Annotated in this window: 11 protein-coding genes and 1 pseudogene; 8 read left to right on the forward strand and 4 right to left on the reverse strand. The window is 73.1% G+C overall.

Features of this window, described 5'->3' with window-relative positions:
* Positions 1 to 91: 91 nt before the first annotated feature.
* A complete protein-coding gene (locus WDV06_RS32895) occupies positions 92 to 841 on the reverse strand; it encodes a 2OG-Fe dioxygenase family protein (protein WP_395513477.1) in 750 nt (249 codons plus the stop codon).
* Positions 842 to 976: 135 nt separating this feature from the next.
* On the opposite strand from WDV06_RS32895, the gene WDV06_RS32900 reads away from it, so the two are divergent.
* The 5 genes from WDV06_RS32900 to WDV06_RS32920 all read left to right on the forward strand — a co-directional run bounded on the left by WDV06_RS32900 (position 977) and on the right by WDV06_RS32920 (position 8322).
* Positions 977 to 1273, forward strand: a complete 297-nt coding sequence (locus WDV06_RS32900; RefSeq protein ID WP_395513478.1) for an acyl carrier protein — start codon at positions 977 to 979, stop codon at positions 1271 to 1273.
* A 16-nt stretch (positions 1274 to 1289) separates the two neighbouring features.
* Positions 1290 to 5312, forward strand: a complete 4023-nt coding sequence (locus WDV06_RS32905; protein ID WP_395513479.1) for a type I polyketide synthase — start codon at positions 1290 to 1292, stop codon at positions 5310 to 5312.
* A 94-nt stretch (positions 5313 to 5406) separates the two neighbouring features.
* The gene (locus tag WDV06_RS32910) at positions 5407 to 7008 is read left to right on the forward strand and encodes a long-chain-fatty-acid--CoA ligase (RefSeq protein WP_395513480.1); all 1602 of its coding nucleotides are present in this window, start codon (positions 5407 to 5409) and stop codon (positions 7006 to 7008) included.
* A 23-nt stretch (positions 7009 to 7031) separates the two neighbouring features.
* Positions 7032 to 7820 carry a thioesterase II family protein gene (locus WDV06_RS32915; protein WP_395513481.1) on the forward strand — a complete coding sequence of 263 codons (789 nt, stop codon included), beginning with the start codon at positions 7032 to 7034 and terminating at the stop codon, positions 7818 to 7820.
* Positions 7821 to 7860: 40 nt separating this feature from the next.
* Positions 7861 to 8322, forward strand: a complete 462-nt coding sequence (locus WDV06_RS32920; protein ID WP_395513482.1) for a nuclear transport factor 2 family protein — start codon at positions 7861 to 7863, stop codon at positions 8320 to 8322.
* Positions 8323 to 8398: 76 nt separating this feature from the next.
* On the opposite strand, the gene WDV06_RS32925 is transcribed toward WDV06_RS32920, so the two are convergent.
* Positions 8399 to 8998 carry a TetR/AcrR family transcriptional regulator gene (locus tag WDV06_RS32925; RefSeq protein WP_395513483.1) on the reverse strand — a complete coding sequence of 200 codons (600 nt, stop codon included), beginning with the start codon at positions 8996 to 8998 and terminating at the stop codon, positions 8399 to 8401.
* Between the two features lie 209 nt (positions 8999 to 9207).
* Here WDV06_RS32925 and WDV06_RS32930 point away from each other — a divergent pair, with 209 nt between their 5' ends.
* From WDV06_RS32930 to WDV06_RS32940, 3 genes are all read left to right on the forward strand, one after another.
* Positions 9208 to 10590, forward strand: coding sequence for an MFS transporter (locus tag WDV06_RS32930; protein ID WP_395513484.1), 1383 nt, complete (start codon positions 9208 to 9210; stop codon positions 10588 to 10590).
* A gap of 347 nt (positions 10591 to 10937) precedes the next feature.
* Entirely contained in the window at positions 10938 to 11759 is an 822-nt protein-coding gene (locus tag WDV06_RS32935) for an AfsR/SARP family transcriptional regulator (RefSeq protein WP_395513485.1), read from the forward strand.
* 15 nt (positions 11760 to 11774) lie between these two features.
* The gene (locus WDV06_RS32940; protein ID WP_395513486.1) at positions 11775 to 12515 is read left to right on the forward strand and encodes a sirohydrochlorin chelatase; all 741 of its coding nucleotides are present in this window, start codon (positions 11775 to 11777) and stop codon (positions 12513 to 12515) included.
* Positions 12516 to 12540: 25 nt separating this feature from the next.
* Here WDV06_RS32940 and WDV06_RS32945 read toward each other — a convergent pair whose 3' ends face one another.
* On the reverse strand, positions 12541 to 13416 hold the full coding sequence (locus WDV06_RS32945; protein ID WP_395513487.1) for an ABC transporter permease: 876 nt from the start codon (positions 13414 to 13416) through the stop codon (positions 12541 to 12543).
* A pseudogene (locus WDV06_RS32950) lies at positions 13403 to 13534 on the reverse strand (ABC transporter ATP-binding protein); the annotation flags it as partial. The pseudogene WDV06_RS32950 and the gene WDV06_RS32945, both read right to left, overlap by 14 nt.

Raw genomic sequence — 13534 nt, forward strand, 5'->3', positions numbered from 1 at the left:
ACGGTCACCCGTCAGCTGCATACCGTCACCCGAGTCACCCGCGAAACGGATGATCACCCGGTCGACACGGCGGATCTGGGCGGTCGTCATGTCAGGCGGTCTTCTCGTCGCGCTCTTCGCGCCGCAGCTCCGGCTCGTGCTTGTAACCCATGATCAGCACGTCCCGGACCGCCGCCTTCGTCGGGTCCACGGGCTGGATGGGGCGGACCGCGTGCAGGATCCGGCCGTCCGACCAGAACATCGTGTCCATCTGCTCGGTCAGGCAGAACTCGGCGACGAGCTCCCGCTCCAGGCTGTAGACCTGGGACTCCCCGCCGTCGGCGTTGAAGCGGCCCATCAGGTGGATCGCGCCGAAGTCGACCTCGTCGCGGTGCGGCCCCTCGGGGGTGGGCTCGCCCGTCTCGTCGGGGGTGCTGATGATCCGGAACTGGTGGCACTGGACGTCCCAGGGGTCGTCCAGCCAGGACTCCTCGGGGACGGGGAAGTTCTCGAAGTTGGCGCGCAGCAGCCGCGTCAGGAGCGGGTTGTCCAGGGTGGTGCGGCTCAGCGGGGCCACGTCCCGGTCGATGCCGCCGGCGTAGTCGTTGGCGTTCATCGACTGGAAGTAGGGGCGGTGGGGGCGCAGCCGGACCTCACCGGTGCGGGGCACGAAGAAGAAGCGGTCGTAGGCGCGCTCGCGGAAGCGGGAGCCGCCCTTCAGGTACCGGTCCGTTTCGAGGTTCTCCCATTCGGCGGCCAGTTCCTTCACGTGCTGGCGCAATTCGGCGTCGATGACGAGCCGGTCGGCCGGCAGCAACGAATATCCGTTGGTCCGCAGTTCTTCCCGTGCCTCGGTCTGCATGATTGGCTCCTCCACGCCGGATCTCACACTGCGCTTCCGAGGTTCCCACGGCGCTGCTGACGCTGAACTGACATCGTTCGCGCGTCAGATGGACGTCAGCCGGTGGTCACGCGGCCTCTGCTTCACTCGGCCGGTATGACAGAACTTCTCATGTCCTCGCCCCGGACGGAACGCCGGACGGTCCTTGAGGAAATCGTCGTCGCGGAATTCAAGAAGGCGCTGCTGATGCCCGACGACGAGGAGCTGCCGCTGGACGACAGCTTCTTCGAGCTCGGCATGACGTCCCTGCTGCTCACGATGGTCAAGCAGCGGCTGGAGGAGCGGCTGGGGCGGGGCATCAGCAGTACGGCCCTGTTCAACCAGCCCACCGTCGACCGGCTGACCGACTATCTGGCCTCCGACGTGCTGGCCGACATCTTCGACGCGAACTGAGAGAGGGACGGCGGCCATGCCGGGACAGCCGGAATTGCAGGAAAGGCTCGACGCCGCGGAGGAGACCGTCCGCCGGCAGGAGGAGGAGCTCGGGCGTCTCCTTTCGGAAAAGCACGAGCCGATCGCCGTGGTCGGTATCGGAATGCGTCTGCCCGGGGGTAACCATTCGATCCCGGATCTCGACGCGTTCCTCCGCGAGGGGCGTTCCGGAATTGGGCCGCTGCCGCGCGACCGCTGGGTGCCGGAGGTGGCCGAGGGCGACATCACGGCCGTCGCGGGTGGTTTCCTCGACCGTATCGACGAGTTCGACGCGCAGTTCTTCAACATTCCGCCCAAGGACGCTCCCTTCATCGATCCCGCGCAGCGGCTGCTGATGGAGACCGTGTGGCAGGCCCTGGAGGACGCCGGCATCGATCCGGCCGGGCTGCGGCACGGTGACGGCGGGGTCTACGTGGGTGCCTCGCCGCTGGACTTCGCGCTGGAGCTGGAGGGGCTGTCCGACGAGCAGCTCGACGGGAGCCTGACGACCGGGCTCGGCGCGTACTCCCTGTCGGGGCGGCTGTCGTACTTCCTGGGCTGGCGCGGACCGAGCCTGACGACGGACACGGCGTGCGCGGCGTCGCTGACGGCCCTGCACCTGGCGGTGGAGGGGCTGCGGCGGCGCGAGTGCGGGATCGCGCTGTGCGCCGGGGTGAACACCCTGCACAACCCGCGTTCGTACGTGATCCTCTCGCACGCCCAGATGCTGGCCCCGGACGGGCACTGCAAGACCTTCGACGAGAGCGCCGACGGCTACGCGCGCGCCGAGGGCTGCGGGGCGCTGGTCCTCAAGCGGCTGTCGGACGCGCTGGCGGACGGGGACCGGGTCCTGGCGCTGGTGCGCGGGACCGCGATCGGGCAGGACGGGGAGAGCGCGGGCCTGAGCGCGCCCAACGGCACGGCGCAGGAGGCCGTGATGCGGGCGGCGCTGGCGAACGCGCGGCTGGAGCCGGGCGACATCCAGTACGTGGAGGCGCACGGGACGGGCACCCCGCTGGGCGACCCGATCGAGATGGGCTCGGTCAACGGGGTGTTCGGCGCCTCCCACGACCGCGAGGACCCGCTGGTCATCGGCTCGCTGAAGGCCAACATCGGGCACATGGAGCCGGCGGCCGGGCTGGGCGCGGTGATCAAGGTGATCACGCAGATGCGCGCGGGCACCTTCTTCCCGCACGTGTGGCGGAACCTGTCGGGGCGGATCCCGTGGGACACCTACCCGATCACGGTGGCCACGGAGGGGCGGCCGTGGAAGGCGCCGGTGCGCCGGGCCACGGTCAACGGCTTCGGGGTCGCCGGGGCCATCGCGGTGGCGGTGCTGGAGGAACCGCCCGCGTCCGCGCCGGCCGGGGAGGCTCCCGCGCGGGAGGACGTGGGCGAGGACGTACGGGAGGACGGGGGCGCGGACGTACGCGCGGAGGGCGGGCACGTGTTCACGCTCTCCGCCAAGTCGCGCCCCGCGCTGCGGCTCCAGGCCGAGCGGTACGCGCGCTTCCTCGCCGAGCACCCGGACACCTCCCTCGCCGACCTGTGCCGCACCCGCGCCACGGGCCGCTCGCACTTCCGCTACCGGGCGGCGGCCGCCGTCTCGGGGACGGGGGAGCTGGCCGGGCACCTGGAGCGGTGGAGCGCTCCGCCGCGCGGCGACGGCAAGCCCGACGCGTTCCGCAAGACGGCGTTCCTGTTCACCGGCTCCGGTTCGCAGTACGTCGGCATGGGCCGCGCGCTGTACGGGCGCTACCCCGTCTTCACCGCCTGCGTCGACGAGTGCGACGCGCTCTTCGCCCCGCTGCTGGGGCGGTCCGTGGCCGCGGTGATGTTCGGGGACGTCCCGGACGCCGAGGAGACCCTGGCCCGTACGTCCTTCACCCATGCGGCGCTGTTCACCCTGGAGTACGCCCTCGCGAAGCTGTGGCTGTCGTGGGGGGTGCGGCCGAGCGTGCTGATCGGGCACAGCGTCGGCGAGATCGTCGCGGCGACGGTGGCGGGGCTGTTCACCCTCCCCGACGGGGTCGCCTTCCTCGCCGCCCGCTCCCGGCTGATCGAGTCGGTGTCGGAGCCGGGCGGCATGGCGGCGGTGTCGGCGCCGGCGGAGGAGGTCCGGGAGCTGCTGGCGCGGTGGCCGCGGCTGGCGGTCGCGGCGGTCAACGCCCCGCAGCAGGTGGTGGTCTCGGGCGCGGCGGACGCGCTGGCCGAGGCGGTGGAGGCGCTGCGCGAGCCGGGCTGGACGGTGACCGAGCTGCACGTGAGCGCGGCGTTCCATTCGCCGCTGATGGCCGGGGTGTCGGAGCCGCTGGCGGAGGTGCTGCGCGGGATCGGGTTCCGCGAGCCGCAGCTGCCGATCGTGTCGAACCTGACCGGCCGGATCGCCGATCCGCGGGAGCTGGCGACGCCCGAGTACTGGGTGCGGCACGTCAACGAGACGGTGGAGTTCGCGGCCGGGGTGCGCACCATCGCCGAGCGCGGCCGGCACGTGTTCCTGGAGGTCGGCCCGTCCTCGGCGCTGACCTCGCTGGCGCGGCGCGGCGTACCGCAGGAGCAGCACCGCTGGCTGAGCAGCCTGCGCTCGAAGGACACCACCGGCGCGGCCCTGGACGCGGCGCTGGCGGGGGCGTACACGGCGGGGCTGAACATCGCCTGGGGCGAGGTGTACGCGGGCCGGCCCGGCCGGCGGATCCCGTTGCCCGGCTACGCCTTCGACCGGCGCGACTACCGGCTCCCGGCCCGGCCCGCCGGGCGGGGCGGGGCGGCCGGCGACGGGCACCCGCTGCTGGGCCGGGAGAGCGGACGGGACGGCGGGACGCGGGAGTTCACGGCGCGGATCAGCGCCCGGCAGCCGGCGTACCTGGCCGACCACACCATCGGCGGGCAGGTGTTCCTGCCTGCGGCGGCCTACCTGGAGCTGCTGCTGGCGGTGCAGGACGAGGTCCACGGCGACACCGGCCGGGCGGTGGAGGACGTCCGCTTCCACGAGGCGCTGTTCCTGTCGGACCGGCCGGCGCTGCTGCTGACCCGGGTCCGGCCGGGGGCGGACGGTCGACTGGAGGTGGAGGTCCGCAGCCGGGGCGGCGACGAGCCCGAGGGCGCCGAGCGGCTGCACGCGACGGCCCGTATCGCGGCCGAGCCCGACTACGCGGGCAGCGGCCTGGGCGGGACGGCGCGGACCCTGCTGGCGCTGACGGGCGCCCTCGACGGCGACGAGCCCTCGCGGGTGATGGACGGCGGGGAGGTGAAGGCCGCCTACGCGGAGGCCGGTCTGGAGTACGGGCCGCAGTTCCTGCGGGCCCGCTCGGTGACGGCGTACGGCCCGGACTTCGCGGTGACCGAGCTGTCGGGCGGGGACGTCTCCCGGGCCGAGCTGCTGCCGCCGCCGCTGCTGGACGGGTCGACGCACGGCCTGGCGGCGCTCACCGACGACGGCCGCCGGTACGTGGCCACGAGCGTGGGCCGGCTGCGCGCCTTCAAGAAGCCGCGCGGGGAGGTGCTGCGCTCGGCGGCCCGGGTCACGCGCGCCGAGGACCCGGAGCAGGCGGACCCGGCGTTCACCCTGGACGTGCTGCTGCTGGAGGAGGACGGCCGGCCGGTGATGGAGCTGTCCGGGATGGGCTTCACCCGGCTGCCGGACCGGCCCGTGGAGGCGGCGGCCGCGGAGCGGACCGCGCAGGCGGCGGCCGCGGCCGCGCCGGTGGACGTGGAGGCGCTGGCGGCGGCCGGGCCCGAGGAGCGGCAGACGGCGCTGGTCTCCCTGATCCGCGCCACCGTCGCGGCGCTGCTCGCGATCGACGACCCGGAGTACATCGACACCCGGGCGAGCTTCCTGGAGCTCGGCGTGGACTCGCTGACGGCGATCGTGCTGAAGAACCAGCTCCAGACGCGGCTGCGGATCCCGCTGCTGTCGTCGGTGGTCTTCGACCACCCGTCGGTGGAGGAGCTGGCCGAGCTGCTGTCCGCACGGGTGGCGGCCGGGCCGGCCCCGGCGCCCGCCGCGGCGGCCGCGGCCTGAGGCCGCCCCTCCCCCCGAACCGGGGCCACGGCGGACGCCTCGGCCGCCGTGGCCCCTTTCAACCGTCCGAGCGACCGACAAGGGAAACAGACCCATGGACAACCGTACGGAGGACCGGACCCTCGCCGCCCGCGCGGCGCTGCACGCCCGGACCCGGCCCGACCAGCCCGCGGTGGTGTGCGAGGACCGCGCGCTCACCTACGGGGAGCTGCACCGGCAGAGCAACCGCACCGCGCACGCGCTGCTGGCCGCGGGGCTCGCGGCCGGGTCTCGGGTGGGCTACCTGGGCCGGGAGTCCGAGCGCTATTACGACCTGGCGCTGGGCTGCGCGAAGAGCGGCGCGGTGCTGGTGCCGGTGAACTCGCGGCTGACGGTCGGCGAGGTGGAGCACGTCCTGCGCGACTCGGAGGCCGAACTGCTTTTCGTAGAGCGGGAGTTCAGACCACTGGTGGACAAGCTGCGGCCGGTTTTGCCGGGGCTGCGCGAGGTCGTGGAGATGGACTCGGACCGCCATGTGGCGGGCGGGTTCCTCGACTGGAAGGCGGGGGCGCCGGACACCGAGCCGCCCACGGCCGGCGCGGCCGGCTTCGACGACCCGGTCGCGCAGCTGTACACGAGCGGGACGACCGGGCTGCCGAAGGGGGTGGTGCTGGCGCAGCGGACCTTCTTCACCTTCATCGCCGACACCCGGGCGGCCGGGGTGGACTGGATCGACTGGCGGCCCGAGGACCGGGGGCTGAGCTGCTTCCCGGGTCTGCACACGGCCGGGTTCGGCTGGTTCATGCACGCCTTCAACGCCGGCGCCACGACCGTGGTGATGCGTCAGTTCGTCGCGGACGAGGCGACCCGGCTGATCGAGCGGCACCGGATCACCACCCTGTGGGCGGCACCCGCGATGCTGCGGATGATGCTGGCCGAGCGGGGGACGACCCGCGCCACCTTCCGCTCCCTGCGCAAGGTGGTCTACAGCGGCTCCCCCATCGACCGCGAGCTCCTGCTGGCCTGCATCGACGTGCTGGGCTGTGAGCTGGCGCAGGGCTACTCCTCCGCGGAGGCGGGCAGTTTCCTGACCGTTCTGGCGCCGGAGGACCACACGCCGGACAGCCGGGTGCTCGGTTCGGCGGGCCGGGCCGTGCCGGGCGTCACGCTGCGGATCCTGGACGGGGAGGGCCGGCCGCTGCCGGCGGGCGAGGTCGGCCGGGTGGTGGTGCGCAGTCCGGCGCGGTTCCTCGGGTACTGGCGGCTGCCGGAGGTGACCGCGCAGGCGCTGTCCGGGGAGTCCGGGGAGTGGCTGTCGATGGGCGACATGGGCCGGGTGGACGAGGACGGCTACCTGTTCCTCGCCGACCGGGTCAACGACACCATCATCGTGGCGGGTCAGAACATCTATCCCACGGAGGTCGAGAATGCCCTGCGGGCCCATCCGGCGGTCGCGGAGGTCTCTGTGTACGGGGTCCCGCACCCGGACTGGGGCGAGGCCGTGCGCGCCGCGGTGGTGCTGCGCCCGGAGGCCGCCGGGACCGCCCCGCGGGAGTTCCTGCGGTTCCTGAACGGCCGGATCGCCGGGTTCAAGATCCCCACGGGGTACGACCTCGTCGCCGAACTGCCGCGGAATCCGACCGGGAAGGTGCTGCGCCGGGTGCTGCGGGAGCGGTTCGAGGCGGCCTCGGGCCCGGCCGCCGCGCCCGCGGCGTAGCCGCCGTGGAGGCGGTGCGCGCCGTGGACACCGTGGAGGCACCCGGGCACGCGGGCCCGCTGCCCGAGATCCAGGGCGCCCAGCGCTGGCTGCACCCGGCGGAGGCCGATCCGGACGCGGAGGTGCGGCTGTTCCTGCTGCACCACAGCGGGGGCGGCGCCTCGATGTACCGGGAGTGGCCGGGGCAGCTGCCCGCGTCGGTGGCCTGCCAGGCGGTGCAGCTGCCGGGCCGTCAGGAGCGGCGGCGCGAGGCGCCGTACACCCGGCTCGGCCCGCTGGCGCAGGCCCTCGCCCGGGTGGTGTCGGACGAGCTGGACGAGCGGCCGTACGCGGTGTTCGGGCACTCGATGGGGGCGCTGCTCGGCTACCGGCTGACGGTGGAGCTGGAGCGGCGGGGCCTGCCGGCGCCGGCGCTGCTCGCCGTGTCGGGGTGGGCGCCGCTGGGATTCACGGCTCCCCCGGACCTGGTGGCGTGCCCGCTGGGGGCGCTGCGCGTGCTGGGCGGGCTGCCGCCGGAGGTCGAGGAGGATCCGGAGCTGCTGGCGGCGGCGGTCCGCGCGATGGGCGCGGACGGGGCGGTGTGCGCGGACTTCTCGGACGACGGGGCGGCCGTGGGCTGTCCCGTCGTCGCCTACTCCGGGCGCGGGGACCCGCTCCTCGCGCCCGAGGCCATGCGGTCGTGGGCCGGGCGGACGCCGGAGTTCCTGGGGTGCCGGACCTTTCCCGGGGACCACTTCTACCTGCGGACCCACGCCCGCGCCATCACGGCCGACCTGGCCCAGCTGCTGCCGCGGTACGCCGCGGTCGGCTGAGCGGGCGGCGTCCCTGGAAAGAACCCGGAGGTACCCCTTCATGCTGCCCCGACCCAACGAACTCCTCGCGCGCTACGTCGCGTTGTGGAACGAGAAGGACCCGCGGCGCAGGCGCGACATGGTGCGTGCGATGTACGCGCCGGACTGCGTCTACGTCTTCTACCGCAAGGACCCGATCCGGGGGCACGCGGCCCTGCTGGACCAGCTGGCCTACACGCACGAGGTGTACGGCCCGATGGGGTACGAGTTCCGGTCCTCGCACAACGCGACCGGCCACCACGACGTCGTCCGGTTCAACTGGGTGATGGTCACGGCGGCCACGGGCGAGATGGAGATGTCCGGCCAGGACATCCTCGTGCTCGCCGAGGACGGGCGAATTCAAGCCGACTACCAGTTCCACGACCGGATGCCCCAGTCGTTCGTCTACAACGACGGGTACGAGGAGCACGGCGTGGCGGTGCGGCACGCCCAACCCACGCGCACCGGTGTCACCGGCCCCTGAGGAGGGCCGGCGGCGGGCGCACGACGGCCCCGCGGCACGCAGGTGCCGCGGGGCCGTCCGCGCGGGGGTCCGCCGGTCAGATCGTGGCGGCCGTCAGGGCCTTCGGGCAGTACTGGCGCAGGACGAGTTCGGTGGTGGCCAGGGCCATGCGGGCGGGGCCGGCGGCGCCGAGCACCTCGCCGTTGGCCAGGGTGCCGCCGACGATCAGCATGAGGGTGTCGGCCAGGGCGTCGGGGTCCTCGGCGCCGGCCTGGGCGCCCTTGTCGCGCCACCAGTTGCGCAGGCCCTTGAGGTGCAGTTTCGCCTCCTCGCGGCCCGGGTGGGCGGGGTCGCGGAACTCGCTGGAGGTGTTGTAGTAGATGCAGCCGTGGAAGTCCGGTTCCCGGACGCTGTCCTGGAAGAACTCCATCAGCGCGAGGATCTGGCGGGCCGGGTCCCCGCTGTGGGGGGCGGTGACCTGCTCGGCCTGCTCCCACCACTGCGCGTCGCTGTCGCGCAGCCAGGCGGCGATGAGTTCGTCCTTGCTGGCGAACTCGCGGTAGAGCAGGCTCTTGCCGACACCGGTGGCGTCGATCACCTGCTGCATGCCGACCGCACGGACCCCCTGCTCACCGAAGAGTTTGGCCGAGGCTTCCAGGATCCGCCGCCTCGTACCTGGTGCCGGTGTGCGCGCCATGTCTCAACTCCTTCGCCTCTCCCCCGCGGATCCCAGCATACGTTTGACACAGGGGTTTGTGAGCGCTAGAAATGGACCGATCAGTCCAGGACTGATCGGTCCACCATTTTTCGCATAACCCGTCACAGCCCGCTCACTGCTTCCGACGACACTCCGATCGGAGTCCGATCATGACCGAGGCATCCCCTACCTCTCCTCCCATCGCACGGGTGGCGGCACCTCCCGCCCCCGCGGTCAAGAGCCTGCCGCTGCTGCTCCTGGTCGTGTGCGCGGTGCAGTTCCTCGACGCGATGGACATCGCGAGCATGGGACCCGCCCTCCCCCTGGTCCAGGCGGACCTGGGCATGACCACCTCCGCCCTCCAGTGGGTCGTCTCGGCGTACGCACTGGGCTTCGGCGGGTTCCTGCTGCTGGGCGGCCGGCTGGCCGACCTCTACAACCGCAAGAAGCTGCTGATCGGGTGGCTGGCCGTCTTCGTGGTCGCCAGCATCCTCGGCGGCATCGCCGACGACGGCGTGATCCTGGTCGTGGCCCGTCTGCTCAAGGGCGTCAGCGCCGGCATCACCGCGCCCGCCGCCATGGCGATCCTGCTCGACGCCTTCCGTGACGAGCAGTCGCGCAACCGCGCGCTGGGCACCTTCCTGGCCGTGGCGTCCGCCGGTTACTCGCTCGGCCTGATCCTCGGCGGCCTGATGGCCGGCGTCTCCTGGCGGCTCGTCCTCTTCGCCCCGGCGGTGGCCGGCCTGCTGGTCGCGCTGCTCGCCGCCTCGGTGGTCCCCTCGCAGCAGGAGAAGGGCAAGAGCGGCAGCCTCGACATCCTCGGCGCCGTCACGGTGACGGCCGGCGCGGTGGCCCTCGTGTACGGACTCAGCCGGGCCGCCAGTGACGGCTGGGGCGACGCCCAGACCATCGGCTCGCTGATCGCCGCCGCCGTCCTCTTCCCCCTGTTCGCCCTGGTCGAGAGCCGCCACCCGGCCCCGCTGGTCCCGCTCGCCGTCTTCCGCAAGGGCCAGCTGACCCGCGCGCTGGTCGCCATGCTCTTCTTCGGCGCCTACGTCTCCTTCCAGTTCGTCCTGACCCTCTACTACCAGGAGCAGCTGCACTGGTCGCCGCTGGAGGCCGGCCTCGCCTTCCTCCTCGGCGGCGTCCTGACCGCGGGGACCGCCCGCTACGGCGCGGCGCTGGTCACCAAGTACGGCGCCTGGCCGGTCGCGACCGGCGGCCTGGTCCTGCTGAGCATCGGCTACCTCGGCTGGGTCCTGCTGATGGGTCGGGTCGACCCGCTGGTGACCCTGTTCGCCCAGCAGCTGCTCGGCGGCCTCGGCTTCGCCGCGGTCTACCCGGCGCTGAACATCGCCGCCGTCGGCACCGCCTCGCCGGACGAACAGGGCCTGGTCTCGGGCCTGTTCAACGCGGGCGCCCAGATCGGCAACGGTGTGGTCATCGCCCTCACCGCGACCGTCTTCTCGCTCAGCACCGGCGGGCTCGCCCCCTACCGGGCCGGCCTGTGGACCGTCACCGCCATCACCCTGGCCGTGACCCTCGTGGCCCTGGCGGGCGCCGCCCGCTACCGGCAGAAGGCCTCCGCCTGACCGTCCGACCCCGTGGGGGTGCCGCCGCGGCGGCGCCCCCTCCCCCGATCGGCCGTGCAGCACGTCCGGCGCACCCATTGGATCCCCCGCATCCGGTGCCGACGTGCTGCACGGCCTTTTTCGCATGTCCGGCCGCGGGGGCCGGCCCAGGGTCCTTGCGAGAACTTCCGCGGGGGCTCCCCCGGGGGCTCCGGGGGGCTTCATTGACACGCTCCGGCCCGACCAAGTACGGTCGGGACCGATCGGTCCATTAAAGTTCCAGAGCATGTCGAGTGGGGTTCTGGCACCGAAATCGACCGTCCGACGCCAGTGCACACGACACCGTTCTCTTTCCATCTCGCGGGGAGATGTTTGTGTTGCTGTTCTCAGTCCTAGGTTCCATAGAAATCGTCAAACAGCGGGTCGCCGTACGGCTCGGCGGCGCCATGCAGCAGACGCTCCTGGCGGCCCTGCTCGCGTCCGGCGGATCGCTCGTCACGGTGGACTCCCTCATCCTCGAACTCTGGGGGACCACACCCCCCAACAAGGTCGAGAACGCCCTCCAGGCGCAGATCAGCCGGGTCCGCAGGACCCTGGCGGCCGTCGAGCCGGAGCGCGAGAGCTCACGGGTGGTGACGAGCACCTCCGGCTACATGTTCCTCTTCGACCGGTGGGAACTCGACGCCTATCTCTTCCTCGACACCGTGGACGCCATCCACGCGCGGACGGGAACCGACGGCCTGCCCGAACTCCGCCAGAACATCGCCGACCTCCGCGAGGGACTCTCGCGCTGGCGCGGCCCGGTATTCGGCGGACTGACCGGCGGACCGATCTGCCAGACCGCCTCGACGAGATATCAGGAGGCGAGAAATTCGGCGCTCATCCTGCTCTACGACCTCGAACTGCGCACCGGCGGCCACGAACGGATCCTCCCGGAACTGACCGAGCTCTACTCGCGCAACCCCAACCACGAACAGTTCTGCATGCTGCTGATGCGGGCCCTGTACCGCTGCGGCCGCCAGCTCGACGCGCTGACGGTCTACCGCCAGTGCCGGCACAACATGATCGAGTCCCAGGGCATCGAGCCCTCCCCCGTCCTGAGCCAGTACGAGCGGGCGATCCTCACCCACGACCCGATGCTCCTCCAGGACGAGCCCTACTGGCCGGTTCCCGCCCTCGTCGGGAGCTAGGGACGGTACCGGGACATGGACGGGCACCTGCTGCTCGTCGCGCACGGGAGCCGTGACCCCCGGCACGCGGCGACGGTGCGCGAACTCACCCGGCGGATCCGGTCGACGAGGCCCGGACTGCGGGTGGGCACGGCCTTCCTCGACTTCGACTCGCCTTCCGTCCGGGGCGGGCTGGCCCGGATGGCGGACCGCGGTGCGAGGGGCGTGGTGGTCCAGCCCCTGCTCCTGAGCCGCGCCTTCCACGCGAAGCACGACCTGCCCGGGGCGCTGCGCGCGGCCCCGGCCCCCCTCCTCGTCCGGCAGGCCCGCGTCCTGGGCCCCCATCCCCTGCTGACGGCCGCGCTGGAGCGCCGGCTGGCCGAGGCGGGCCTGGACCCGCACGAGCGCGCGACGACCGGCGTCGTACTCGCGGCCGCCGGCACCACCGACCCCGACGCGGCCGCCGTGCTCGCGGGGATCGCCCGCACCTGGCAGGGCTCCGGCTGGCGGGCCGTCCGTCCCGCCTTCGCCTCCCCGGGCCCGTTCCCCCGTACCGAGGACGCCGTACGGGCGCTGCGCGCCGAGGGCGTACGGCGGGTGGCGGTGGCCCCCTACGTGCTGGCCCCGGGCCGGCTCCCCGACCGGATCGCGGCGGGCGCCGCGGCGGCCGGGGCGGACGTCCTGGGCGGGGTGCTCGGCGCCGCACCCGAACTCGCCCGACTGGTGCTGCTGCGCCACGACGAGGCCATGGCAGAGGCCCGGGTCCTCGCGGTCTGACCGGGCGGCCGGGCCGCCGGCGGGCTCACCCCCGCAGGCCGCGGCCGCGCAGCATGCGGCGTTCCACCGGGGCGAAGGCCAGCAGTTCGACGGCGACGCCGACGAGCAGGATCAGACCGATGGCCAGGAAGATCCGGGCCATGTCGGAGGTCTCGCGCCCGGATTCCAGCAACTGGCCGAGTCCCAGGCCGAGGTCGGGGGAGCTGGCGATGATCTCGGCGGCCATCAGGGAGCGCCAGGAGAAGGCCCAGCCCTGCTTGAGGCCGGCGAGGTAGCCGGGGAAGGCGGCCGGCATGACCACGTGCCGGGCGCCGCGCAGACCGGTGGCGCCGAGGGAGCGGCCGGCCCGCAGCAGGAGGGGAGGAACCTGGTCGATGCCGGAGACGAGGCCGCCCGCGATGGAGGGGGTGGCGCCGAGCAGGATGACGGCGTACATCATCGAGTTGTCCAGGCCCAGCCAGAGCACCGCCGGGGGCACCCAGGCGACCGAGGGCAGGGACTGGAGGCCGGAGAGGATCGGGCCGATGGCCGCTCGTACGGCCCGGACGCGGGCCACGAGCAGGCCGAGCGGGGTGCCGATGGCGAGGGCGAGGAGGAAGCCGGACAGGCCGCGCCAGACACTGGTCCACACGATGTCGAACAGGGTGCCCTTGAACCACAGGTCGGCGAGGCTGTTCCAGACGGCGGCGGGGGGCGGGAGCCTGTAGTCGTCGGTGACGTGGGCCGCGGCAAGGGCCTGCCAGAGCGTCAGCACGAGGACGACGGCCAGCGCCGGGGGCAGCACCTTGCCCGGCAGCGCGCGGCCCCAGGGGGCTCTGCGGGCGCCGTGGTGGGTGTCGAGCGCGTCCAGTCCGGCCAGGTCGTGGGCGGCGGCCCGGGGGGTCAGGTCAGTGCCGGCCATGGCGGCGGATCTCCCCTCGCAGGTGTTCGGTGATCTCCAGGGACAGCTCCGCGACGTCGGCGTCCTCGATGCGGCGGGGCTGCGGGATGCCGACGGTCCACTCCTTGGCGACCCGGCC

Origin of the sequence: Streptomyces racemochromogenes, from assembly GCF_044129415.1 — a bacterium.
Classification (GTDB): Bacteria; Actinomycetota; Actinomycetes; order Streptomycetales; family Streptomycetaceae; genus Streptomyces; species Streptomyces racemochromogenes_A.

What these genes read in the sequence shown, in the direction of transcription:
- WDV06_RS32910 (WP_395513480.1), top strand. Translation starts at nt 5,407, where the DNA reads ATGGACAACCGTACGGAGGACCGGACCCTCGCCGCCCGCGCGGCGCTG.
- WDV06_RS32940 (WP_395513486.1), top strand. Translation starts at nt 11,775, where the DNA reads ATGGACGGGCACCTGCTGCTCGTCGCGCACGGGAGCCGTGACCCCCGG.
- WDV06_RS32935 (WP_395513485.1), top strand. Translation starts at nt 10,938, where the DNA reads ATGTTTGTGTTGCTGTTCTCAGTCCTAGGTTCCATAGAAATCGTCAAA.
- WDV06_RS32945 (WP_395513487.1), bottom strand. Translation starts at nt 13,416, where the DNA reads ATGGCCGGCACTGACCTGACCCCCCGGGCCGCCGCCCACGACCTGGCC.
- WDV06_RS32925 (WP_395513483.1), bottom strand. Translation starts at nt 8,998, where the DNA reads ATGGCGCGCACACCGGCACCAGGTACGAGGCGGCGGATCCTGGAAGCC.
- WDV06_RS32895 (WP_395513477.1), bottom strand. Translation starts at nt 841, where the DNA reads ATGCAGACCGAGGCACGGGAAGAACTGCGGACCAACGGATATTCGTTG.
- WDV06_RS32920 (WP_395513482.1), top strand. Translation starts at nt 7,861, where the DNA reads ATGCTGCCCCGACCCAACGAACTCCTCGCGCGCTACGTCGCGTTGTGG.
- WDV06_RS32900 (WP_395513478.1), top strand. Translation starts at nt 977, where the DNA reads ATGACAGAACTTCTCATGTCCTCGCCCCGGACGGAACGCCGGACGGTC.
- WDV06_RS32905 (WP_395513479.1), top strand. Translation starts at nt 1,290, where the DNA reads ATGCCGGGACAGCCGGAATTGCAGGAAAGGCTCGACGCCGCGGAGGAG.